The organism is Aeromicrobium sp. (assembly GCF_023146395.1).
Lineage (GTDB): Bacteria > Actinomycetota > Actinomycetes > Propionibacteriales > Nocardioidaceae > Aeromicrobium.
Genome location: NZ_JAGLCD010000002.1, coordinates 42,470 through 57,970, shown reverse-complemented (window position 1 = coordinate 57,970; position 15,501 = coordinate 42,470). Strand labels below are relative to the sequence as shown.

At 64.9% G+C, this 15,501-nt stretch carries 15 protein-coding genes; 6 read left to right on the top strand and 9 right to left on the bottom strand.

Annotated features, from left to right (window positions below):
• Positions 1 to 128: 128 nt before the first annotated feature.
• The 3 genes from KAG51_RS01285 to KAG51_RS01275 are packed head-to-tail and all read right to left on the bottom strand — an operon-like array spanning position 129 to position 2,652.
• Positions 129 to 1,007 (bottom strand): branched-chain amino acid ABC transporter permease, encoded by an 879-nt coding sequence (locus KAG51_RS01285; protein WP_290579809.1) that lies wholly within the window; start codon positions 1,005 to 1,007, stop codon positions 129 to 131.
• Positions 1,007 to 1,846, bottom strand: coding sequence for an ABC transporter ATP-binding protein (locus KAG51_RS01280; protein ID WP_290580021.1), 840 nt, complete (start codon positions 1,844 to 1,846; stop codon positions 1,007 to 1,009). The genes KAG51_RS01285 and KAG51_RS01280 overlap by 1 nt, the downstream gene beginning before the upstream one ends.
• Positions 1,843 to 2,652 carry an ABC transporter ATP-binding protein gene (locus tag KAG51_RS01275; RefSeq protein WP_290580019.1) on the bottom strand — a complete coding sequence of 270 codons (810 nt, stop codon included), beginning with the start codon at positions 2,650 to 2,652 and terminating at the stop codon, positions 1,843 to 1,845. The genes KAG51_RS01280 and KAG51_RS01275 overlap by 4 nt, the downstream gene beginning before the upstream one ends.
• A 265-nt stretch (positions 2,653 to 2,917) precedes the next feature.
• On the opposite strand from KAG51_RS01275, the gene KAG51_RS01270 reads away from it, so the two are divergent.
• Positions 2,918 to 4,285, top strand: coding sequence for an AMP-binding protein (locus KAG51_RS01270; protein ID WP_290579807.1), 1,368 nt, complete (start codon positions 2,918 to 2,920; stop codon positions 4,283 to 4,285).
• A gap of 619 nt (positions 4,286 to 4,904) precedes the next feature.
• Here the strand turns inward: KAG51_RS01270 and meaB are convergent.
• The 3 genes from meaB to KAG51_RS01255 are packed head-to-tail and all read right to left on the bottom strand — an operon-like array spanning position 4,905 to position 7,857.
• Positions 4,905 to 5,795: a methylmalonyl Co-A mutase-associated GTPase MeaB gene (gene meaB / locus KAG51_RS01265; RefSeq protein ID WP_290579805.1), complete on the bottom strand. Its 891-nt coding sequence runs from the start codon at positions 5,793 to 5,795 to the stop codon at positions 4,905 to 4,907.
• On the bottom strand, positions 5,792 to 7,456 hold the full coding sequence (locus tag KAG51_RS01260; protein ID WP_290579803.1) for an acyl-CoA mutase large subunit family protein: 1,665 nt from the start codon (positions 7,454 to 7,456) through the stop codon (positions 5,792 to 5,794). Before KAG51_RS01260 ends, meaB begins: the two co-directional genes overlap by 4 nt.
• Complete coding sequence (locus tag KAG51_RS01255; protein ID WP_290579801.1) at positions 7,453 to 7,857, bottom strand: cobalamin-dependent protein; 405 nt, start codon at positions 7,855 to 7,857, stop codon at positions 7,453 to 7,455. The genes KAG51_RS01260 and KAG51_RS01255 overlap by 4 nt, the downstream gene beginning before the upstream one ends.
• Positions 7,858 to 8,206: 349 nt before the next feature.
• Between KAG51_RS01255 and KAG51_RS01250 the strand changes: the two genes are divergently transcribed.
• Positions 8,207 to 8,788, top strand: coding sequence for a TetR/AcrR family transcriptional regulator (locus KAG51_RS01250; protein WP_290579799.1), 582 nt, complete (start codon positions 8,207 to 8,209; stop codon positions 8,786 to 8,788).
• A gap of 33 nt (positions 8,789 to 8,821) precedes the next feature.
• Here the strand turns inward: KAG51_RS01250 and KAG51_RS01245 are convergent, their stop codons facing one another.
• Positions 8,822 to 9,172, bottom strand: a complete 351-nt coding sequence (locus KAG51_RS01245) for a helix-turn-helix transcriptional regulator (protein WP_290579797.1) — start codon at positions 9,170 to 9,172, stop codon at positions 8,822 to 8,824.
• A gap of 100 nt (positions 9,173 to 9,272) precedes the next feature.
• On the opposite strand from KAG51_RS01245, the gene KAG51_RS01240 reads away from it, so the two are divergent.
• Both KAG51_RS01240 and KAG51_RS01235 read left to right on the top strand, forming a co-directional pair.
• Positions 9,273 to 10,103 carry a LuxR C-terminal-related transcriptional regulator gene (locus tag KAG51_RS01240; protein WP_290579795.1) on the top strand — a complete coding sequence of 277 codons (831 nt, stop codon included), beginning with the start codon at positions 9,273 to 9,275 and terminating at the stop codon, positions 10,101 to 10,103.
• The gene (locus tag KAG51_RS01235) at positions 10,100 to 10,516 is read left to right on the top strand and encodes a hotdog fold thioesterase (RefSeq protein WP_290579793.1); all 417 of its coding nucleotides are present in this window, start codon (positions 10,100 to 10,102) and stop codon (positions 10,514 to 10,516) included. The genes KAG51_RS01240 and KAG51_RS01235 overlap by 4 nt, the downstream gene beginning before the upstream one ends.
• 177 nt (positions 10,517 to 10,693) lie before the next feature.
• Here KAG51_RS01235 and KAG51_RS01230 read toward each other — a convergent pair whose 3' ends face one another.
• The gene (locus KAG51_RS01230; RefSeq protein WP_290579791.1) at positions 10,694 to 11,497 is read right to left on the bottom strand and encodes a 3-hydroxybutyryl-CoA dehydrogenase; all 804 of its coding nucleotides are present in this window, start codon (positions 11,495 to 11,497) and stop codon (positions 10,694 to 10,696) included.
• A gap of 71 nt (positions 11,498 to 11,568) precedes the next feature.
• Here KAG51_RS01230 and KAG51_RS01225 point away from each other — a divergent pair, with 71 nt between their 5' ends.
• Positions 11,569 to 12,504, top strand: a complete 936-nt coding sequence (locus KAG51_RS01225; RefSeq protein WP_290579789.1) for an SDR family NAD(P)-dependent oxidoreductase — start codon at positions 11,569 to 11,571, stop codon at positions 12,502 to 12,504.
• 69 nt (positions 12,505 to 12,573) lie between these two features.
• Here KAG51_RS01225 and KAG51_RS01220 read toward each other — a convergent pair whose 3' ends face one another.
• Positions 12,574 to 13,182, bottom strand: coding sequence for a TetR/AcrR family transcriptional regulator (locus KAG51_RS01220; protein ID WP_290579787.1), 609 nt, complete (start codon positions 13,180 to 13,182; stop codon positions 12,574 to 12,576).
• Between the two features lie 597 nt (positions 13,183 to 13,779).
• On the opposite strand from KAG51_RS01220, the gene KAG51_RS01215 reads away from it, so the two are divergent.
• The gene (locus KAG51_RS01215) at positions 13,780 to 15,399 is read left to right on the top strand and encodes a GMC family oxidoreductase N-terminal domain-containing protein (RefSeq protein ID WP_290579785.1); all 1,620 of its coding nucleotides are present in this window, start codon (positions 13,780 to 13,782) and stop codon (positions 15,397 to 15,399) included.
• Positions 15,400 to 15,501 lie beyond the last annotated feature (102 nt).

Genomic DNA, 15,501 nt, shown 5'->3' with positions numbered 1-15,501 from the left:
CGCTAGCGATCCTGACGAGCCGTCCCCTGCTCGATCTGCTCCATGGCCTGGTGGGAGTCGGTTCGTTGCGGTCAAGGACTTGAGACCGGTCGGAGGTGGCGCCGGCAACATGCAGCCTGTTCGGTGAGTTAGACACGTTGGACCTCCTTGGTCCCAAAAAGTCCCGACGGCCGTACGACGAGGACCGCCAACATGACGAGGTAGACCGCGACTCTGGCGAACTCGAAGGAGACGTACTGCTGGCTGTATGCCCCGGTCAGCCCCACAATGAAGCCGCCGATCACGGCCCCATTCGTTGAATCGAGCCCGCCGATGATCGCAGCGGGAAACGCCACCAGCACCAGACTGTGCGTCGCACGCGACACACCGCCGCCAGCGAAATCCGGCGTTGCCAGGAAAAGCACTGCGATGCCGGCGAGAACCCCGGCGATGAGCCAGGCGGCTGCCGTGACCTGGGTATTGCGGACTCCCATGAGTGCTGCTGCCTCGCGGTGCTCTGCTTGCGCTCGCATGGCGAGTCCCCATCCGGTGAATCGGAAGAGTGCGAACAAGACGGCGATGATCACGAGCCCGAAACAGAGCGCGACGATCTGCCCTTTTAGGACAGTGATCTGACCCACGTGAATGACTTCGTTGGCCCAAGGAACGCGGACGAAGGGAGCGGACGACCCGAGGCGCCGCGCCACCTCTTCGACGATGACGACGTCGACGCCGATGGTAAGGAGAACCAGCGCAATGGGGTCGCCACCGCGGGTGCGTGCGACAAGCACGCGTTCGATGATCACCGCCAGCACGCCGGCCCCTAGGACCCCGAGTATTGCCGCGACGGTGATTCCCATGGACTCTTGAGCGCGAACCGTGATGTACCCGGCAACGAGCACCAGTGATCCGTGGGCGAAGTTCACCGCCCCGCTGGCCCTGTAAATGATGACGAATCCGAGGGCCAGGAGAGCAAAGACCGCGCCGCTCCCTGCACCGTTGATCGTCAGTTGCATGAACGTGCTCATCAGCTGAGTTCCTCCTGCAGGACAGCGGGACCTTCCCCGCCGCCGAGGTATGCCCTGATCACTTCAGGGGACGTGCGAATCTGGCTCGGGGTTCCATCGGCAATTCCGCGACCGAAGTCGAGGACGGTCACGTGGTCGGCAATGCTCATGACCAGGGACATGTCGTGTTCGACGAGGAGCACCGAGATCCCCAGGCTGGACCGAATGTCGCTGATCAGTTGCGCCATGACTGACGTCTCAGCGTCGTTCATCCCCGCGGCCGGCTCATCGAGCATCAGGAGCTTCGGTTCCGTGGCTAGCGCTCGAGCGACATCGACACGCTTCTGGTCGCCGTACGACAGCTGACCGACCGGCCGCTGCAGATGGTCTCCCAACCCGAGGAACTCGCATATCTCGACGACTCGATCGAGGTGGAGTTGCTGTTCCTTGCGCATCCTCGGTGACCGAAGGCCAGCCAAGAGGAACCCGCCACGCGTCAGGGCATGGCGGCCGAGCATGACGTTGTCCAACACCGTGACATGGCCTGACAGCGCAGTGTTCTGAAACGCTCGTCCGATGCCGAGCGAGACTCGCTGATGCGGGGCAGTGCTCATCAGGTCCGAGGGTCCGAATCGGACGTCTCCCTCATCGACCGGATAGAGACCAGACACCACGTTGAAGCAGGTGGACTTGCCCGCACCGTTAGGCCCAATCAGGGCGTGAATGGTGCCGGGCTTGACCGTGAAGGAGACATCCGTGAGTGCCGCGAGGCCTCCGAATCGCACGGTGACATTGCGCACGTGCAGCTCTGGCACGTAGGTCGACTCTGCTGCGGTGGTCCCGTCCGAGGTTGGTTTCATGCCGTCCACCTCGCCAGGCGACGACGGGGCAGATCGGTCGCCTCGCCCTCCACTTCTCCGTCAACGTCCTGGGCGGCAGGATGCGAGTGTCCACCGAGATAGAGGTCGTGAATCCCGTCGGAGTCCTTCAGCTGCTCGGCCTCGCCGCTCATGGCCACACGACCGACCTCGAGCACCACCGCGGTGGCAGCAACCCGCAACGCCATCGCAGCGTTCTGCTCCACCAGCACTACCGGCGTTCCTTGCGCGCTGATCTCGGTCACGATGTCGCCGATCTGCTCAATCAGCTTGGGCGCGAGTCCGAGGGAAGGTTCGTCGAGGAGCAGCACTCTGGGGCTCGCCATGACAGCGCGCCCCATCGCCAACATCTGCTGCTCACCACCCGACAACAAGCCGGCGCGCTGCTCCAGGCGTTCAGCGAGCCGCGGGAAGAGCTCCATGACGCGTTCTCTGGCTGATGCCCTCCGACCGGGCGGGGTGCAGACCGCACCCACTCGCAGGTTCTCCTCGACCGTCATCTTCGCGAAGATCTTGCGGCCCTCAGGGACCTGCACCACACCGGCGCGGGCAATCGATGCTGCGGAAAGGCGCTGAATCGGCCGGTCGTCGAGCTTGACCTGGCCATCGTGGAGTGCGCCACCGTGGAAGCTCAGCGTGCCCGAGAGTGTCCGCAGCAGGGTGGACTTGCCTGCGCCGTTGCTCCCGAGGACCGCTACCACCCCGGAGTCCGGCACTGAGAGGTCAACTCGGTCCAGGACACTTCGGTTTGCGCCGTACCCGACCACGAGCCCCGATGCGCTCAGCATGGGAACCACGCGCCGTTGCACCGGCGCGTTCCTGTCACATCCACTGCGATTCGCACTGGCGACCAATCGGAGCGCATACGTCCACCTCGTTGAGGCGAACGGACTCGACCGGTCTGGTCGGCGAGAGTGATTCGGGTCATGCCACCGAATTGTGATGACTCGATCAGTCGCTCACTACCCCCGGATTGCAGCATATTTCGGGGGTAGTCCCTCACTATCAGGGAGGGCATCCTGCAAGCCGGGAAACCGAGAGAGGCGGTACACGATGGAGACCCATGGTGCCTACTGGAACGAACAAAGGGAGACGCAGTCCCGGCCGGACCGAGAGGCCGGAGTGCTCAGCCTGTTGCAGCGTCAGTTGCATCGGGTCTACGAGGAGCTGCCCTTCTACCGGCGTCACTACGACTCTCACGACTTCCACCCTCGGCAAGTGACTTGCTTGGAAGACTTCACCCGACTGGTGCCTGTGATCACCAAGGCCATGCTTCGGGAAGACCAGGCAGAGACACCTCCATTCGGGAGCTACCTCGGGGTGCCGGAATCCGAGATCGCACGGGTGCACGGCTCGTCCGGCACGACCGGAGTTCCGACGCTCTACGGAATCTCTCACCGTGACTGGGACCACATCGCTGACGTGATGGCACAGGGGTTCTACACAGCGGGGGTTCGCCCGACCGATCGGGTCCAGCTCGCCACGGTGTTCGGCATGTTCATCGGAGGCTGGGGCTCGCTTCTCGGTTGTGAGCGAATTGGGGCGACAGCCTTCCCGATCGGTGCCGGCGAGACGGAACGTCAGCTGGAACTCATGTACCGCATGGGATCGACTGTGCTGATCTGCACACCGACGTATGCGCTGCACATGCTCGAGCGTGCCCGTTCACTTGGCTACGACACCGCCGCTTCACCACTGCGGCTGGGCATCTTCATCGGCGAACCCGGGGCCGCCATTCCCGGAACCCGTGAGGTCTTGGAGCGAGGGTGGGGCATGACAGTCCGTGATCTCGCCACGACCTCGGAGATGACGCCGTTCGCCTCCAACGCCGAGTGCGAGCAGGGGCGTGGCGTGCATGTCCTTCAAGATCAAGTGTGGACTGAAATCGTCGACAAGCAGGACCCCAACCGTTCCGCGCCCGAAGGCACAAGCGGCGGTGTGGTTTACACGCACCTCCACCGCGAATCACAGCCGATGATTCGGTTTGCGTCGCGAGATGAATCCCACATGTCCTACGAACCATGCGCCTGCGGGCGGACCTACCCCAGGCTGCCTAACGGGGTGTACGGGCGACTCGACGACATGATGATCATTCGCGGGGCGAACGTCTACCCGAGCCAGGTCCAGCGCTCCCTGCTCTCAGTCCCTGGTACCGGAGTCGAGTTCGTGGTCGTCCTTGAGCGACCCGATGCGATGGATGAAGCCACGGTCCGCGTAGAGCATGACCCAACCATCAGTCCCGCCGACCCGCGCACGTTCAAGGACGAGCTCGCTCAGGCGATCAAGGCTCGACTGAAGAACGACACGAACGTCAATTTTTCCGTCGAGGTACTCGACCCCGAGACACTCGAACGCGCCGTGTCCAAGGCCAAGCGAGTCATCGACCGTCGCCCGTCCGCCTTCGAAGAGGCGTCGAGCTGAACGTGCCGGCGACCTGCTGGCGATCTGTCCGGACCTTGTGGATCTTCGCGACCAAGCTGGGCGACTAGCCCACCTACTGGGCGAATGCCTCCTCACCGTTCCGCGACGTGCGAAGCATGACGAAGCAGTCCGCGTCGTACCCCGCCAAGCGGTGGGGTGCGACGCGGATCCACGTGCCGAAGGCGAGCACCTCGCCGCTGAGCCAAGTTCGTCAAAGGCTCGACTCATACTCGAAACCGGCCGGCCCCGTCGCCTGATGCGAACGGTCGACGTGGGGCACAGCCGCAGGTGGAACGCGTCGGCGCGACCTTGACCCTTGACCGTGATGTCAACAGCTCGGGCCGGGACCACGGTTCCGGTTTCACTCGCCAAGAACCGTGGCCCTGGCCCGAGATTGCAGCCGCGCATTCCGGCCATTGATCCGCTATTGCGAGACCAAACTCCACCAAATCCCAGCGACGAGTCATGGATCTCATCCGCGGGCATGACCCGGCTTCAGAAGGTCAGCCTCAGCGCCGAGCGATTCACTCGAGAACGTCGCCTTCAGACGCGGTGCCTGATGGTCTTGGCCGACGTTGAATCAATCGCCCGCGAACCCTGAGGGCAGAGGCAGCGCACGTCAAAATCCGGCGAGCTCCTTCGCCGCTTCTCCCACACCTCGGCTCCCGGCCAGCACCGCAGCGCAGGCAGCATCGAGCTGCTCCGGGCGCAGACGCCGAGCAAACTCCGCCTCAGCTTCGCGTGTGATCTCGCGGCGGAGCCGGCGATGCCGACCCTTCGTCTTGGAAACTCCGTCAAGGGCGTCCAGTAACGCCGGGACTCCCGTCCCATCGGCAACCGACGTCCGAACGACGGGCGGGCGGACTGCGTCTGTTGCCCGAAGTCGGAGCATGCGTTCAAGCTCACGGGCTGTCTGCTCAGCGCCTGGAAGATCCGCCTTGTTCACCACCAACACGTCGGCGATCTCCAGCACGCCCGCCTTGATGGCCTGGATATCGTCCCCAAGCCCAGGCACGGAGACGAGAACTGCGACGTCGGCGTACTCGACGATGTCAATGTCCGACTGCCCACTGCCCACTGTTTCAAGGATCACCACTTCCCACCCAGCTGCGTCGATCGCATCGATCAAGGCGGGCACAGCGCGGGCGAGTCCACCGGGGTGCCCACGGGAAGCGATCGATCGAATGAACACGCCGGGATCGGTCGTGTGGGCACCCATCCGGGTTCGATCCCCGAGCACGGCGCCTCCCGAAACCGGACTGGACGGATCCACCGCCAGGACGGCCACGTTCGTACCGCGCGCCCGAAGCGAACCGACCATCGCACCGACCAGGGAGGATTTTCCTGCTCCAGGCGGCCCAGTCACTCCGATCACCGAGGCCGTCCCTGTGTGCCGCGCCAAAGTCGACCGGAGTGCCTCCGCATCAGACCCACCCCGCTCCAGTATCGACATGGCGCGGGCCAGGCTGGCTTGATCACCAGCAATGACGCCCGCAGCCAAGCTGGTCATGCCACGATCAACGGATCGCCGAACCCCAACTCATCTCGCAGGGTCGCGACGATTTCACCGTGGGTGACGCCCGCGCCAGCGGCTTCGACGACACTGGCGAAGACGTTCAAGCTCTCGTCCTCCGCTGCTCGACGCAGACCGTCAATACCGCGGCTCACGTCACGCTCGCTTCGGTTCCGCTTGTACTCGCGGAACTCTTGAACGTGCGCATCCATGGCCGCCCGGTCGGGCCGATAGGGAGGCGGCTGCTCGACATCTGACCCGTCACTCTGGAAGCAGTTGACTCCGATGACCTTCTCATCGCCGCTGTCGATGCGTTCCTGAGCTGCAAGCGCGGACCGTCCGATCATGCCCTGCACGAGACCGGAACCGACGGCTGCGTACATTCCTCCAGCATCGTCGATGACCTGCATCACCCGAAGAATCTCTTCCTCCATCTGGTCGGTCAAACGCTCGATGTAGTACGAGCCACCGAGCGGATCGATCACGTCGCAGAGATGGGCTTCCTCCCGCAGGATGTTCTGCGTGGCCACGGCAATGCGTGCCGACTCCTCAGTCGGACACGTGATCGCTTCGTCGTAAGCATCGGTATGCATCGACTGAAGACCCGAGAAGATGCCGGTGATCGCCTGCGTCGCCACCCGCGCAACGTTGTTGAGCGGCTGCTGTGCCGTGAGGTCTACGCCCGAGGTCTGCCCGTGAAACTTGAACCTCCACGAACGTGGATCCTTGGCGCCAAGGCGCTCTCGCGCGATGCGGGCCCAAATTCGCCGGCCAGCCCTGAACTTCGCGATCTCCTCGAAGAACGAGATGGAGATATCGAAGAAGAACGTGAAGCGCGGCAGGATCGCATCTGGGTGCAGACCCTTCGCCATGCAGTCCTCCGCATACTGGATGGCCGTCGAGAGCGTGAAGCCCATGGTCTCGGCCGGCGTGGCTCCTGCCTGCTGCATGTGCTGGCCAACGACGGAGACCGGGTTCCACCCGGGCACCCGCTCCCGGCAGTAGGCAACGTGGTCCACCAGCACCCGCCGGGAACCTGGCTGCGACAGCCGGTAGAACATGTGGTTGGCGACGAAGTGGGAGATGTAGTCGGACTGGTTCGACGTCCCCGTGATGCGATCGAAAGGCACGCCACGGCGTTGCGCGGTCGCGAGCACGAAGGCGAGCAGCGTGAACGGCGTCGGATCGTTCATTGCGGTCGAGATCGAGCCGAGGGGTACGCCGTCGAGGGCGGTGTCCATGTGGTCGACATTGTTGATCACGGTGCCGCAAGTTCCGAGCAGCGGCGCTGGAACCTCATCGCAGTCAAGACCTCTAAATCCAGAGTTGCAGGGCAGCAAGCTGATCGCGGTGGACCCCAGGTCCAACAGCTGGCGAACCCGTGCGTTGTAGTCAGCCGGGGTGCCCAGACCAATCAGCTGACGCTGGGTCCAAGTCCGCCCTCGGTACATCGAGGGATAGATGCCACGGGTGTAGGGCTCCTGACCCGGAAATCCGAGGTCGGCAGCGTACCGATCGCCTGACCAGTCCTGCGGGGTGTACAGCGGCGCAATCTCGATCCCGGATCGATTGCGCACGACACCCGACGGATCGACCTGCGACGCATACTCGTGCGCCCAGCGCTCGCTCGGACTGAGGTGGTTTTCGACTGCGGTCATGCCGACACCTCCGTCTGCCGACGCCGCTGCTGGACCTGCGCACCGAGGTCCGACACTGCGTTGACGATGTCGTCACGAGAAGAGCCAGGCCCGAAGATGCGCGCGACCCCAGCGTCCGTCAAAGCCGCATGTTCGCTGTCGGGCACGATCCCGCCAACCACGACCGCCACGTCGTCCAAACCTGCCGAGACGAGTTCCTGAATGAGGTCCGGCACGATCAGGTGGTCGGTGGCGAGTGAGGAGATCCCGATGACCTCGATGTCCTCCTGCACGGCCAATCGAACTACCGCTTCAAGCGTCTGCCACGGAGGTGTGTAGACGACTTCGTGACCAGCGTCGCGCAAATATGCCGCAATGATTCGACTGCCTCGATCGTGGCCGTCAAGACCGATCTTCGTCACCAGGACTCTGACGGGCGTATCCATTCGGGGCACCTTCCGTTGTCGGAGCGAGTCTCGACGAGCTAACGTGCGGCCTTCGAGAATGTGTGCGAGCACTCGCTCGCAGTATCGCTTCGCCAGTATGCGCTTCGCGTAAATGAAGGTCAAGCGACCACCAACGCCATCCGGGCCGCCTGGGGCAACACCTACAGGCGGGCTCACGTCCCCGGGCCGCACACACCCCAGCGACAGCGGCCGTTGTTTGCGCGTCAGGATCGCGTCACAGTGTGACTATGCTTCTAGCCGTGACTTCACTGCAGATCGACGGCGCCCACCCCGCGGGTGATGACCGCGATCGCGGCCGGCTCTCATGAGGCAAACTCGGGCTCAGCGTCTCGACCACGTTCAGAAGGTCGCTACGAGGCACATCATGGAGCGGGGATTTGACCGGGTGTCGGTCAACGAGCTCGCCGAGGATCTCGGGATGAGCGTCGGGGGCCTGTACCGCTACATCCAGACGAAGTCAGACCTCTTGGTCATGGCTTGTGAGTCCATCTACGGCGGCCTGCGAGAGAGGCTCGCCGAGGTCGCAACCGGGGCGGATCTCGAGCTGGACGACAAGCTGCGACTGATGATTGGCACTTACCTTGCCGAGTGTGTCCGAAACCGTGACCAGATCCTTCTGATGTACCGCGAGTATCGGCACCTACCCGACCAGGCCCACCGGCAGTACCAAGAGCGCGAGGTCGGCATTAGCAGCACGTTCGCCGATGTAATTTCTACTGGAGTACGACGTGGAGAGTTCCGGCCCGTTGAAGCATTGGTTCTGGCACAGGACATTATTCTTCTCGGTCATCTGCCCGCACTTAAGGGGTGGGCCCTCCGCGGAACCGAACCGAAAATTGTTGCTGACGAGCAAATCGAACTCGTGATGTCTCGGCTGCTGCCGTAGTCGAGATGCAGGCGCCGCGATCCATTCGTGGCGTCACGGCAACACGCCCGCACGACGCGCCATGGCAACTGCCTCATGTCGATTGATCGCTCCCAACTTGAACCGAGCCGAACTCAGGTAGCTCTTCACGGTCTCCGGTGAGAGCGCCAGGGCGTTCGCGATCTCAGCATTCCTCAGTCCGGTGGCGGCATACGCGAGCACATCGACTTCCCGGTCCGACAGACCGATGCCACCGTCGCGGACCGGAAGGAGGCTTTGGGCGCGGGCGCGAAACTCCTGCCTGACGCGACCGTCCTCACCGCGCGTAGCGAGCCCGCGCAGAGCGGCGAACGCCCGACGCAGCGCCTCGAGTTCACGAACCGACAATGCCCCCTTGTGCTCCACTGCTTTCCTCCAGAGAGACGCAACCACGACGTGACCTATGTTACATTGCCTGAGCGAGCGCTCGCATGCAAGAGCGCAGTTATCGAAAGGTACGTTCTGAATGCCGAGCACTGAGCTGACCACGGCGGGGGCCTTGGATCGAGCCGTCGAAGACGGCCATTCCGAATCCGGCCTGCCCGTCGTCTTCGCAGGTCATGTCCGGTCAGGCGCTCTGCGCATCAGCCGGCTGGCCGGCAATCGTTCCGACTCCCTGCACGGCCTGTCCCTGCCGCCCAACGCCGGGCTGGGTGGCAAGGCGATGATCGTCGGTCGTCCGGTGTTCGTTCGTGACTACACGAGCGCCAGATCCATTTCGCACGAGTACGACACCGCTGTCGCGAGCGAAGGCCTCCGAGCAATGGTCGCGATCCCGGTTCGCGCAAACGGCACTGTCCGGGCGGTCCTCTACGGGGGCACTCGCGCCGCCTGCTCATTCGGCGATGATGTCGTCAATCGCCTCGTATCTGTTGGCGATCGACTCGGCCGCGAGCTTCAGACCCTCCCGATGTCGTCACCCTCAGCGAGCGTTGGGCTCGAACGCGCACCGACTCTGCTGCGAGAGAACTGCCTCGCCTCCGCAGAAAAGATCCTGACCTCGCTGTCGGAAGAAACAGACGACGCGCTTCGCGGCGAGGGGACTCGGATCTGCGAATCGCTTCTATCAGTGCTGCGGGGGCTCGACTCGCCGGAACAGGCGCCACAACTCTCGAGTCGTGAGCTGGCGGTCCTTGAGCTTGCCGCGTCCGGACACAGCGATCTCAGCATCGCGGGGACTCTTCACATCGACATCGCCTCGGTTCGTGCGGCTATGTGCGGCCTCCGCCGAACCTTCGGCGTGCACAGCCGCCACGCAGCCGTTTCGGCCGCGCGGTCCTCTGGGGTGCTGGCATGACGCAGCGTATGGCCAACGCCTCGTCAGAGGAGATATTCACGAACGACGCCGCCGCGCAGCGCGACGGAATTCGCATCACGCGCTTTGCTGACGGTGCTGCGGACGGCGAAATGACCGTAACGGCTGAAATGGTCAACGGTTACGAGACCTGTCACGGCGGACAGATCTTCCTTTTTGCCGACACCGTGTTCGCCTGCGCGGTCAACAGTCGGCAAGTCTCGGTCGCGGCCAAGGCCGACATCGTGTTCGTCCAACCGGCATTCTTGGGCGACGTTCTTCGTGCGGAGGCACGAGAGCAGGTCCGGTTCGGCCGCAATAGTGTCTACGACGTTACCGTCACTCGCGGCGACGGGGCGATCATCGCGCTGTTCCGTGCGCACGGCCGCGCACTGCCATCCCGAACCGCACCCTGATTCCGCGTCTTCGGATCAACGGTCGCCCCTCCCGAACCTCGAATCGCCCGCGACGTCGAGCTCGACCTGGGGCAGGTCTCCGTTGCGCGTGACTGGGCAGGTCTCGCTGTGACCACGGACGGCGGGTCAGGTGCCCGTAGAACGACCGAAGGCTCGTCACACGCATACCGGTGATGCTCACGTGTGAACGTAGAAGCCGTGGCCGGACTTCTTGCCCAGCAGGCTGGCGTCGACCATGCGGTCCAGCAGCGGCGGCGGCGAGTACAGCGGCTCCTTGAACTCCTGGTACATCGACTGACAGATCGCGCGAATCGTGTCCAGACCGATCAGGTCCGACAGGGCCAGCGGACCCATCGGGTGACCACAGCCCAGGACCATGCCCTGGTCGATGTCGGCCGCCGACGCGTAGCCCGCCTCGTACATGCGGATCGCGCTGAGCAGGTACGGCACCAGCAGGCTGTTGACCACGAAGCCTGCCCGGTCGGTGGCCTCGATCGGGTCCTTGCCCAGACCGTCGGTCACGTAGCCGCGCATCCGCTCGAGCGTCTCCGGCGAGGAGGTCAGCGACGGGATCAGCTCGACGAGCTTCATGACCGGAGCCGGGTTGAAGAAGTGCACGCCCATCACCCGGTCTGCACGGCCCGAGACGGCGCCCAGCTTCACGATCGGGATCGAGGACGTGTTCGAGGCCAGGATCGCCTGGTCGTCCGTCACGATCTGGCCCAGGCGGCGGAACAGGTCGAGCTTGATGTCCTCACGCTCCGACGCCGCCTCGATCACCAGATGACGATCGGCCAGCTGCTCCAGGTCGTCGGTGAACCGGATCCGCTCCAGCGTGGCGTCGAAGTCCTCCTGGCTGATCTTCTGGCGACCCAGCGCGCGATCCAGCGAGGACGTGACCCGCGCCTCGGCGGCCTTGACCGCCTCCGGCGAGACCTCCACCAGCACGACGTCGATCCCCGCGCGAGCGTTGACCTCCACGATCCCCGAGCCCGGGCGCTACTTCACCTGACCGGTCCACCCGGACCCGTCATCAACAGACAGGAAGACACATGAGTGAGCTGCGATTCGACGGTCGAGTGGCCGTCGTGACCGGCGCCGGTCGCGGCCTCGGTCGCGCCTACGCGCGACTGCTGGCGGCGCGCGGCGCAAGCGTCGTCGTGAACGACCTCGGCGGCACCGCCGAGGGCGAGGGGTCCGACGTCGGGCCGGCCCAGGCGGTCGTCGCCGAGATCACGGACGCTGGCGGCGCCGCCGTCGCCGACACCAACGACGTCTCGACCACGGCGGGTGCGGAGGCCATTATTGCGACCGCGATCGCCACCTACGGACGCATCGACATCCTCGTCAACAACGCCGGCATCATGCGCTGGGCCGGACTTCCCGACATCGACGTCGACAACCTGCGAGCCCACCTCGACGTCCATCTCGTCGGATCCTTCAACACGACACTCGCCGCATGGCCACACTTCGTGGAGCAGGGCTACGGCCGCGTGGTGCTGACGACCTCGACCGGCACGCTCGGCTTGCCGAACAACCTGTCGTACGCGGCAGCGAAGGGCGGCACCATCGGTCTCGCCCGGAGTGCCAAGCTCGCTGGCGCCGAGCACAACATCCTCGTCAACCTCATCGCTCCAGCGGCGATGACTCGCCTCGGCGGCGGGTCCGACGACGAGGCTCCCGCCGCTGAAGGCATGCCCACCATGCCCTCCAGCGCTGCGGCTCCCATGGTCGCCTACCTCGCGCACGAGGACTGTCCCGTCAGTGGCGAGATCTATACCGCTGGAGCAGGTCGGTTCGCCCGCGTGTTCATCGCCTCGACCGACGGGTACGTCGCCGACGGCGAGCCCACGGTCGAAGACGTGGCATCGCACTGGGCCGCGATCAACGACGAGACCGACTACTACGTGCCAGCAGACCTCATGGACTGGTCCGCGCACTACCTGGCGCACCAGTTCAGGGTGCCGGACCACATCGGTCCGGAGTGAGTCCGCCCGCGTAGCGTCGTCGGGCCGCTCGAGCCGTGGATGAATGTGCTCGAGCGCCCGGCGATCGGTCTACGCCGAGCGCAGGGCCGCTAGCACCGACCGACCCTTCGTGAGTTCATCACGCAGCTCCGGATCGTCTGGCTGCTCCACGGCTCCGATGCCTCGGAGCAGGATGGCACAGTAGAAGGAGGCCAGCTTCTCGACCTCGAGTCCCGGATGGCCTGCCTGCCACTGGTAGGTGTAGTTGTGCAGGTTGAAGAACGCCAGAGTTGTCAGATCCGGGTCGCTGGTGACGACCTCACCCGACTGACGCCCCTCCTCGAGCGCGGTGCCGACGTAGGTCTCGAACGCGCGACGCTTCTCCCGGAACTGCGCGCGGTGCTCGCCCTCGAGGTGCCGGTACTCGTGGAGAAACACCCAGACGTTGTCGGGGCGGTGAAGGATCTGCCAGAGCAGCGACTCCGAGAGCAGTCGCAACCGAGCGCGAGAACCGATATCCATCGCCGCGATGAGCTTCGCCTCGGCGAGCAAGGGATCCATCACACGGTCGTGGATCTCGGCGAGGAGGGCCTCCTTCGAACCGATGTAGTAGTACAACGCGCCACGCGCGAGACCTGCCGCCTCGCCCAGCTCGCTGACCCCGGTGCCGGTGTACCCGTTCTCCGAGAACAACCGCACGGCGAGGTCCAGACCTGCTCGCGCTTGTCGTAGTACCGCTTGGTCTTGGGGCGCTTCGCGGCGTCCTGGCTCATTCCTACTCCTCCGCCCCGCCTCGCGTCAGGGCGACGGCCGTCGGCTCGCGCCACGGTACACGACGACCAGGTGATCGGTCGGTCCATGGCGCTGAGCCCGGTAGCGGAGCCCCTCGTCCGCAGTCGTCGCACCACCATCCGAAGTCCGGGCTCGCCGCTCGGCGGTCCCACCACGGGAGGGCCAGGATCGTCGAGGCGGCGCGTCGCCACTGGACGATCACGTCCAACGCCTCCTGGGGCACGCCCGCTGGAGGTCTGACGGACGACGAACGGGTCTTCTGCGCGGGCATCGCGACAAGGGAGGCGCGGCCACCCCGGGCCAGCCGTTGGACCTCGGCATCTGCGGTGGCATCGACTCGAAGATCCGAAACACCTTGCTTGCGCATCAGTCAGTCGCATACTGTGCCGGCAGAGTGCTGCCGGTTCCGCAGCGCCACCAGTGCCACGGGACGGCCACCCACGAGCAGTTCGCTGCGCGCCCTTTCACCCACCGCGGGAGACCGCCCCCTCGATCGGAACTGCCATGGCCCATCCGGGAAACGCCTACGACTTCATCGTGATCGGCGGCGGATCCGCCGGATGCGTGCTTGCCCATCGCCTCTCGGCGAGCGGCTCACATGCCGTCCTCCTGATCGAAGCAGGCGGCCGTGACGTACACCCGACGATCCACGTCCCCGGCCTGGCAGGCCAGACCTTGCGACGCCCCGGGCTCATGTGGGACTTCGTCGCGGAGCCGGATGCATCCCGGGACGACCTCGTCACCCCTTGGCGCGCTGGGCGAGTACTGGGCGGGGGCAGCTCGGTCAACGGACTTGTCTGGGTCCGTGGGCACGACGAGGACTTCAACACGTGGGCGGACCGGGGGTGTGAAGGCTGGGACGCCGACAGCGTGCGACCGTTCTTCGAGCGAGCCGAGAGCTTCTCGGGGCCGGTCGGCAGTGGCCGTCGAGGGCGCAACGGGCCGATGCACATCGAGCCCGTCTCTGCTCGACACGCCATGACGGACGCGTTCGTCGCAAGCGCGGTGGAGGCCGGGCATGACTTCACGGCCGACTACAACGGCTCATCCATGATCGGCGTCGGCCACGGACAGGCGAACATTCGGCGAGGATTCCGCCACAGCACCGCTCGCGCGTACCTCGGCGCCGCCGCTCGACGTGGCAATCTTCGGATCGCCACCCGGACCTTCGCTCGTCGCCTCCTCTTCGAGGACGGTCGCGTCACCGGGGTCGAGGTCGAACGCCGAGGGCGCATCTCGGTGGTCAGGGCGCGCCGGGAGGTCGTCCTCGCCGCAGGCGGCATGTCGTCCCCGAAGATCTTGATGCTGTCCGGCGTCGGCCCTGCGGAGAAGCTCGCCGAGCACGGAATCCCGGTCGTGCGAGACAGCCCGGGGGTCGGCCAGAACCTGCAGGAGCACCCCGTGACGCAGATGCTCTGGAACGTGCGCGTACCGACCTTTAACCTCGACTTTCACCCACTGGGAATGGCCCGCCACGGCGTGCCGTTCGTGCTCAAGGGCGAGGGTCCGGCAGCCTCCAGCTTCTTCCACGCGCTGTTGTTCCTGAAGCTCGACGCAGCATCGCGTCACCCGGAGATCGAGTGCGGCTTCAGTCCGTTCGCCATCACCACGATCAGCAAGACCAAACCCCACCAGATGCAGATGTCGGACCAACCCATGGTCTCGGCATACGTCAGCCTCCTGCACGCACGGTCACGCGGCGAGATCGCCCTGCGGTCCGCCGACCCTCGCGACCGCCCGGCGATCCGGCACCAGATGTTTCAGGACCCACGAGACCTCCAGGACCTGATCGAGGGGTGCCGTCGTGTTCGCGACGTCTTCAACGAGTCCCCGCTTGCCGAGCTCGTGGTCGATGAGGCGGCCCCGACGCTGGACGTCAGTAGCGATGATGAGTGGGCGGAGCACCTGCGCCGTGACGTCCGCGGCGCCTCCCACGCGACCGGCGCCTGCCGCATGGGCGGAGACGACCTGTCCGTGGTCGACGCGCGCCTTCGCGTGAGAGGAGTCGAGGGCCTCCGAGTCGCCGATGGTTCGATCATGCCGGAGGTCACCAGCGGCAACACGAACGCTCCCATCGTCATGATCGGCGAGAAGGCCTCCGACATGATCCTGGCGGATGCGTGAGAACGGACCAACCCCGCCCAACCCGCCGACCTGCGCGAGGATCTGTCCGGTCGGTCACTGTCACGAAGATCACAATTTCATCTTGACAACCCCCTTGACGTC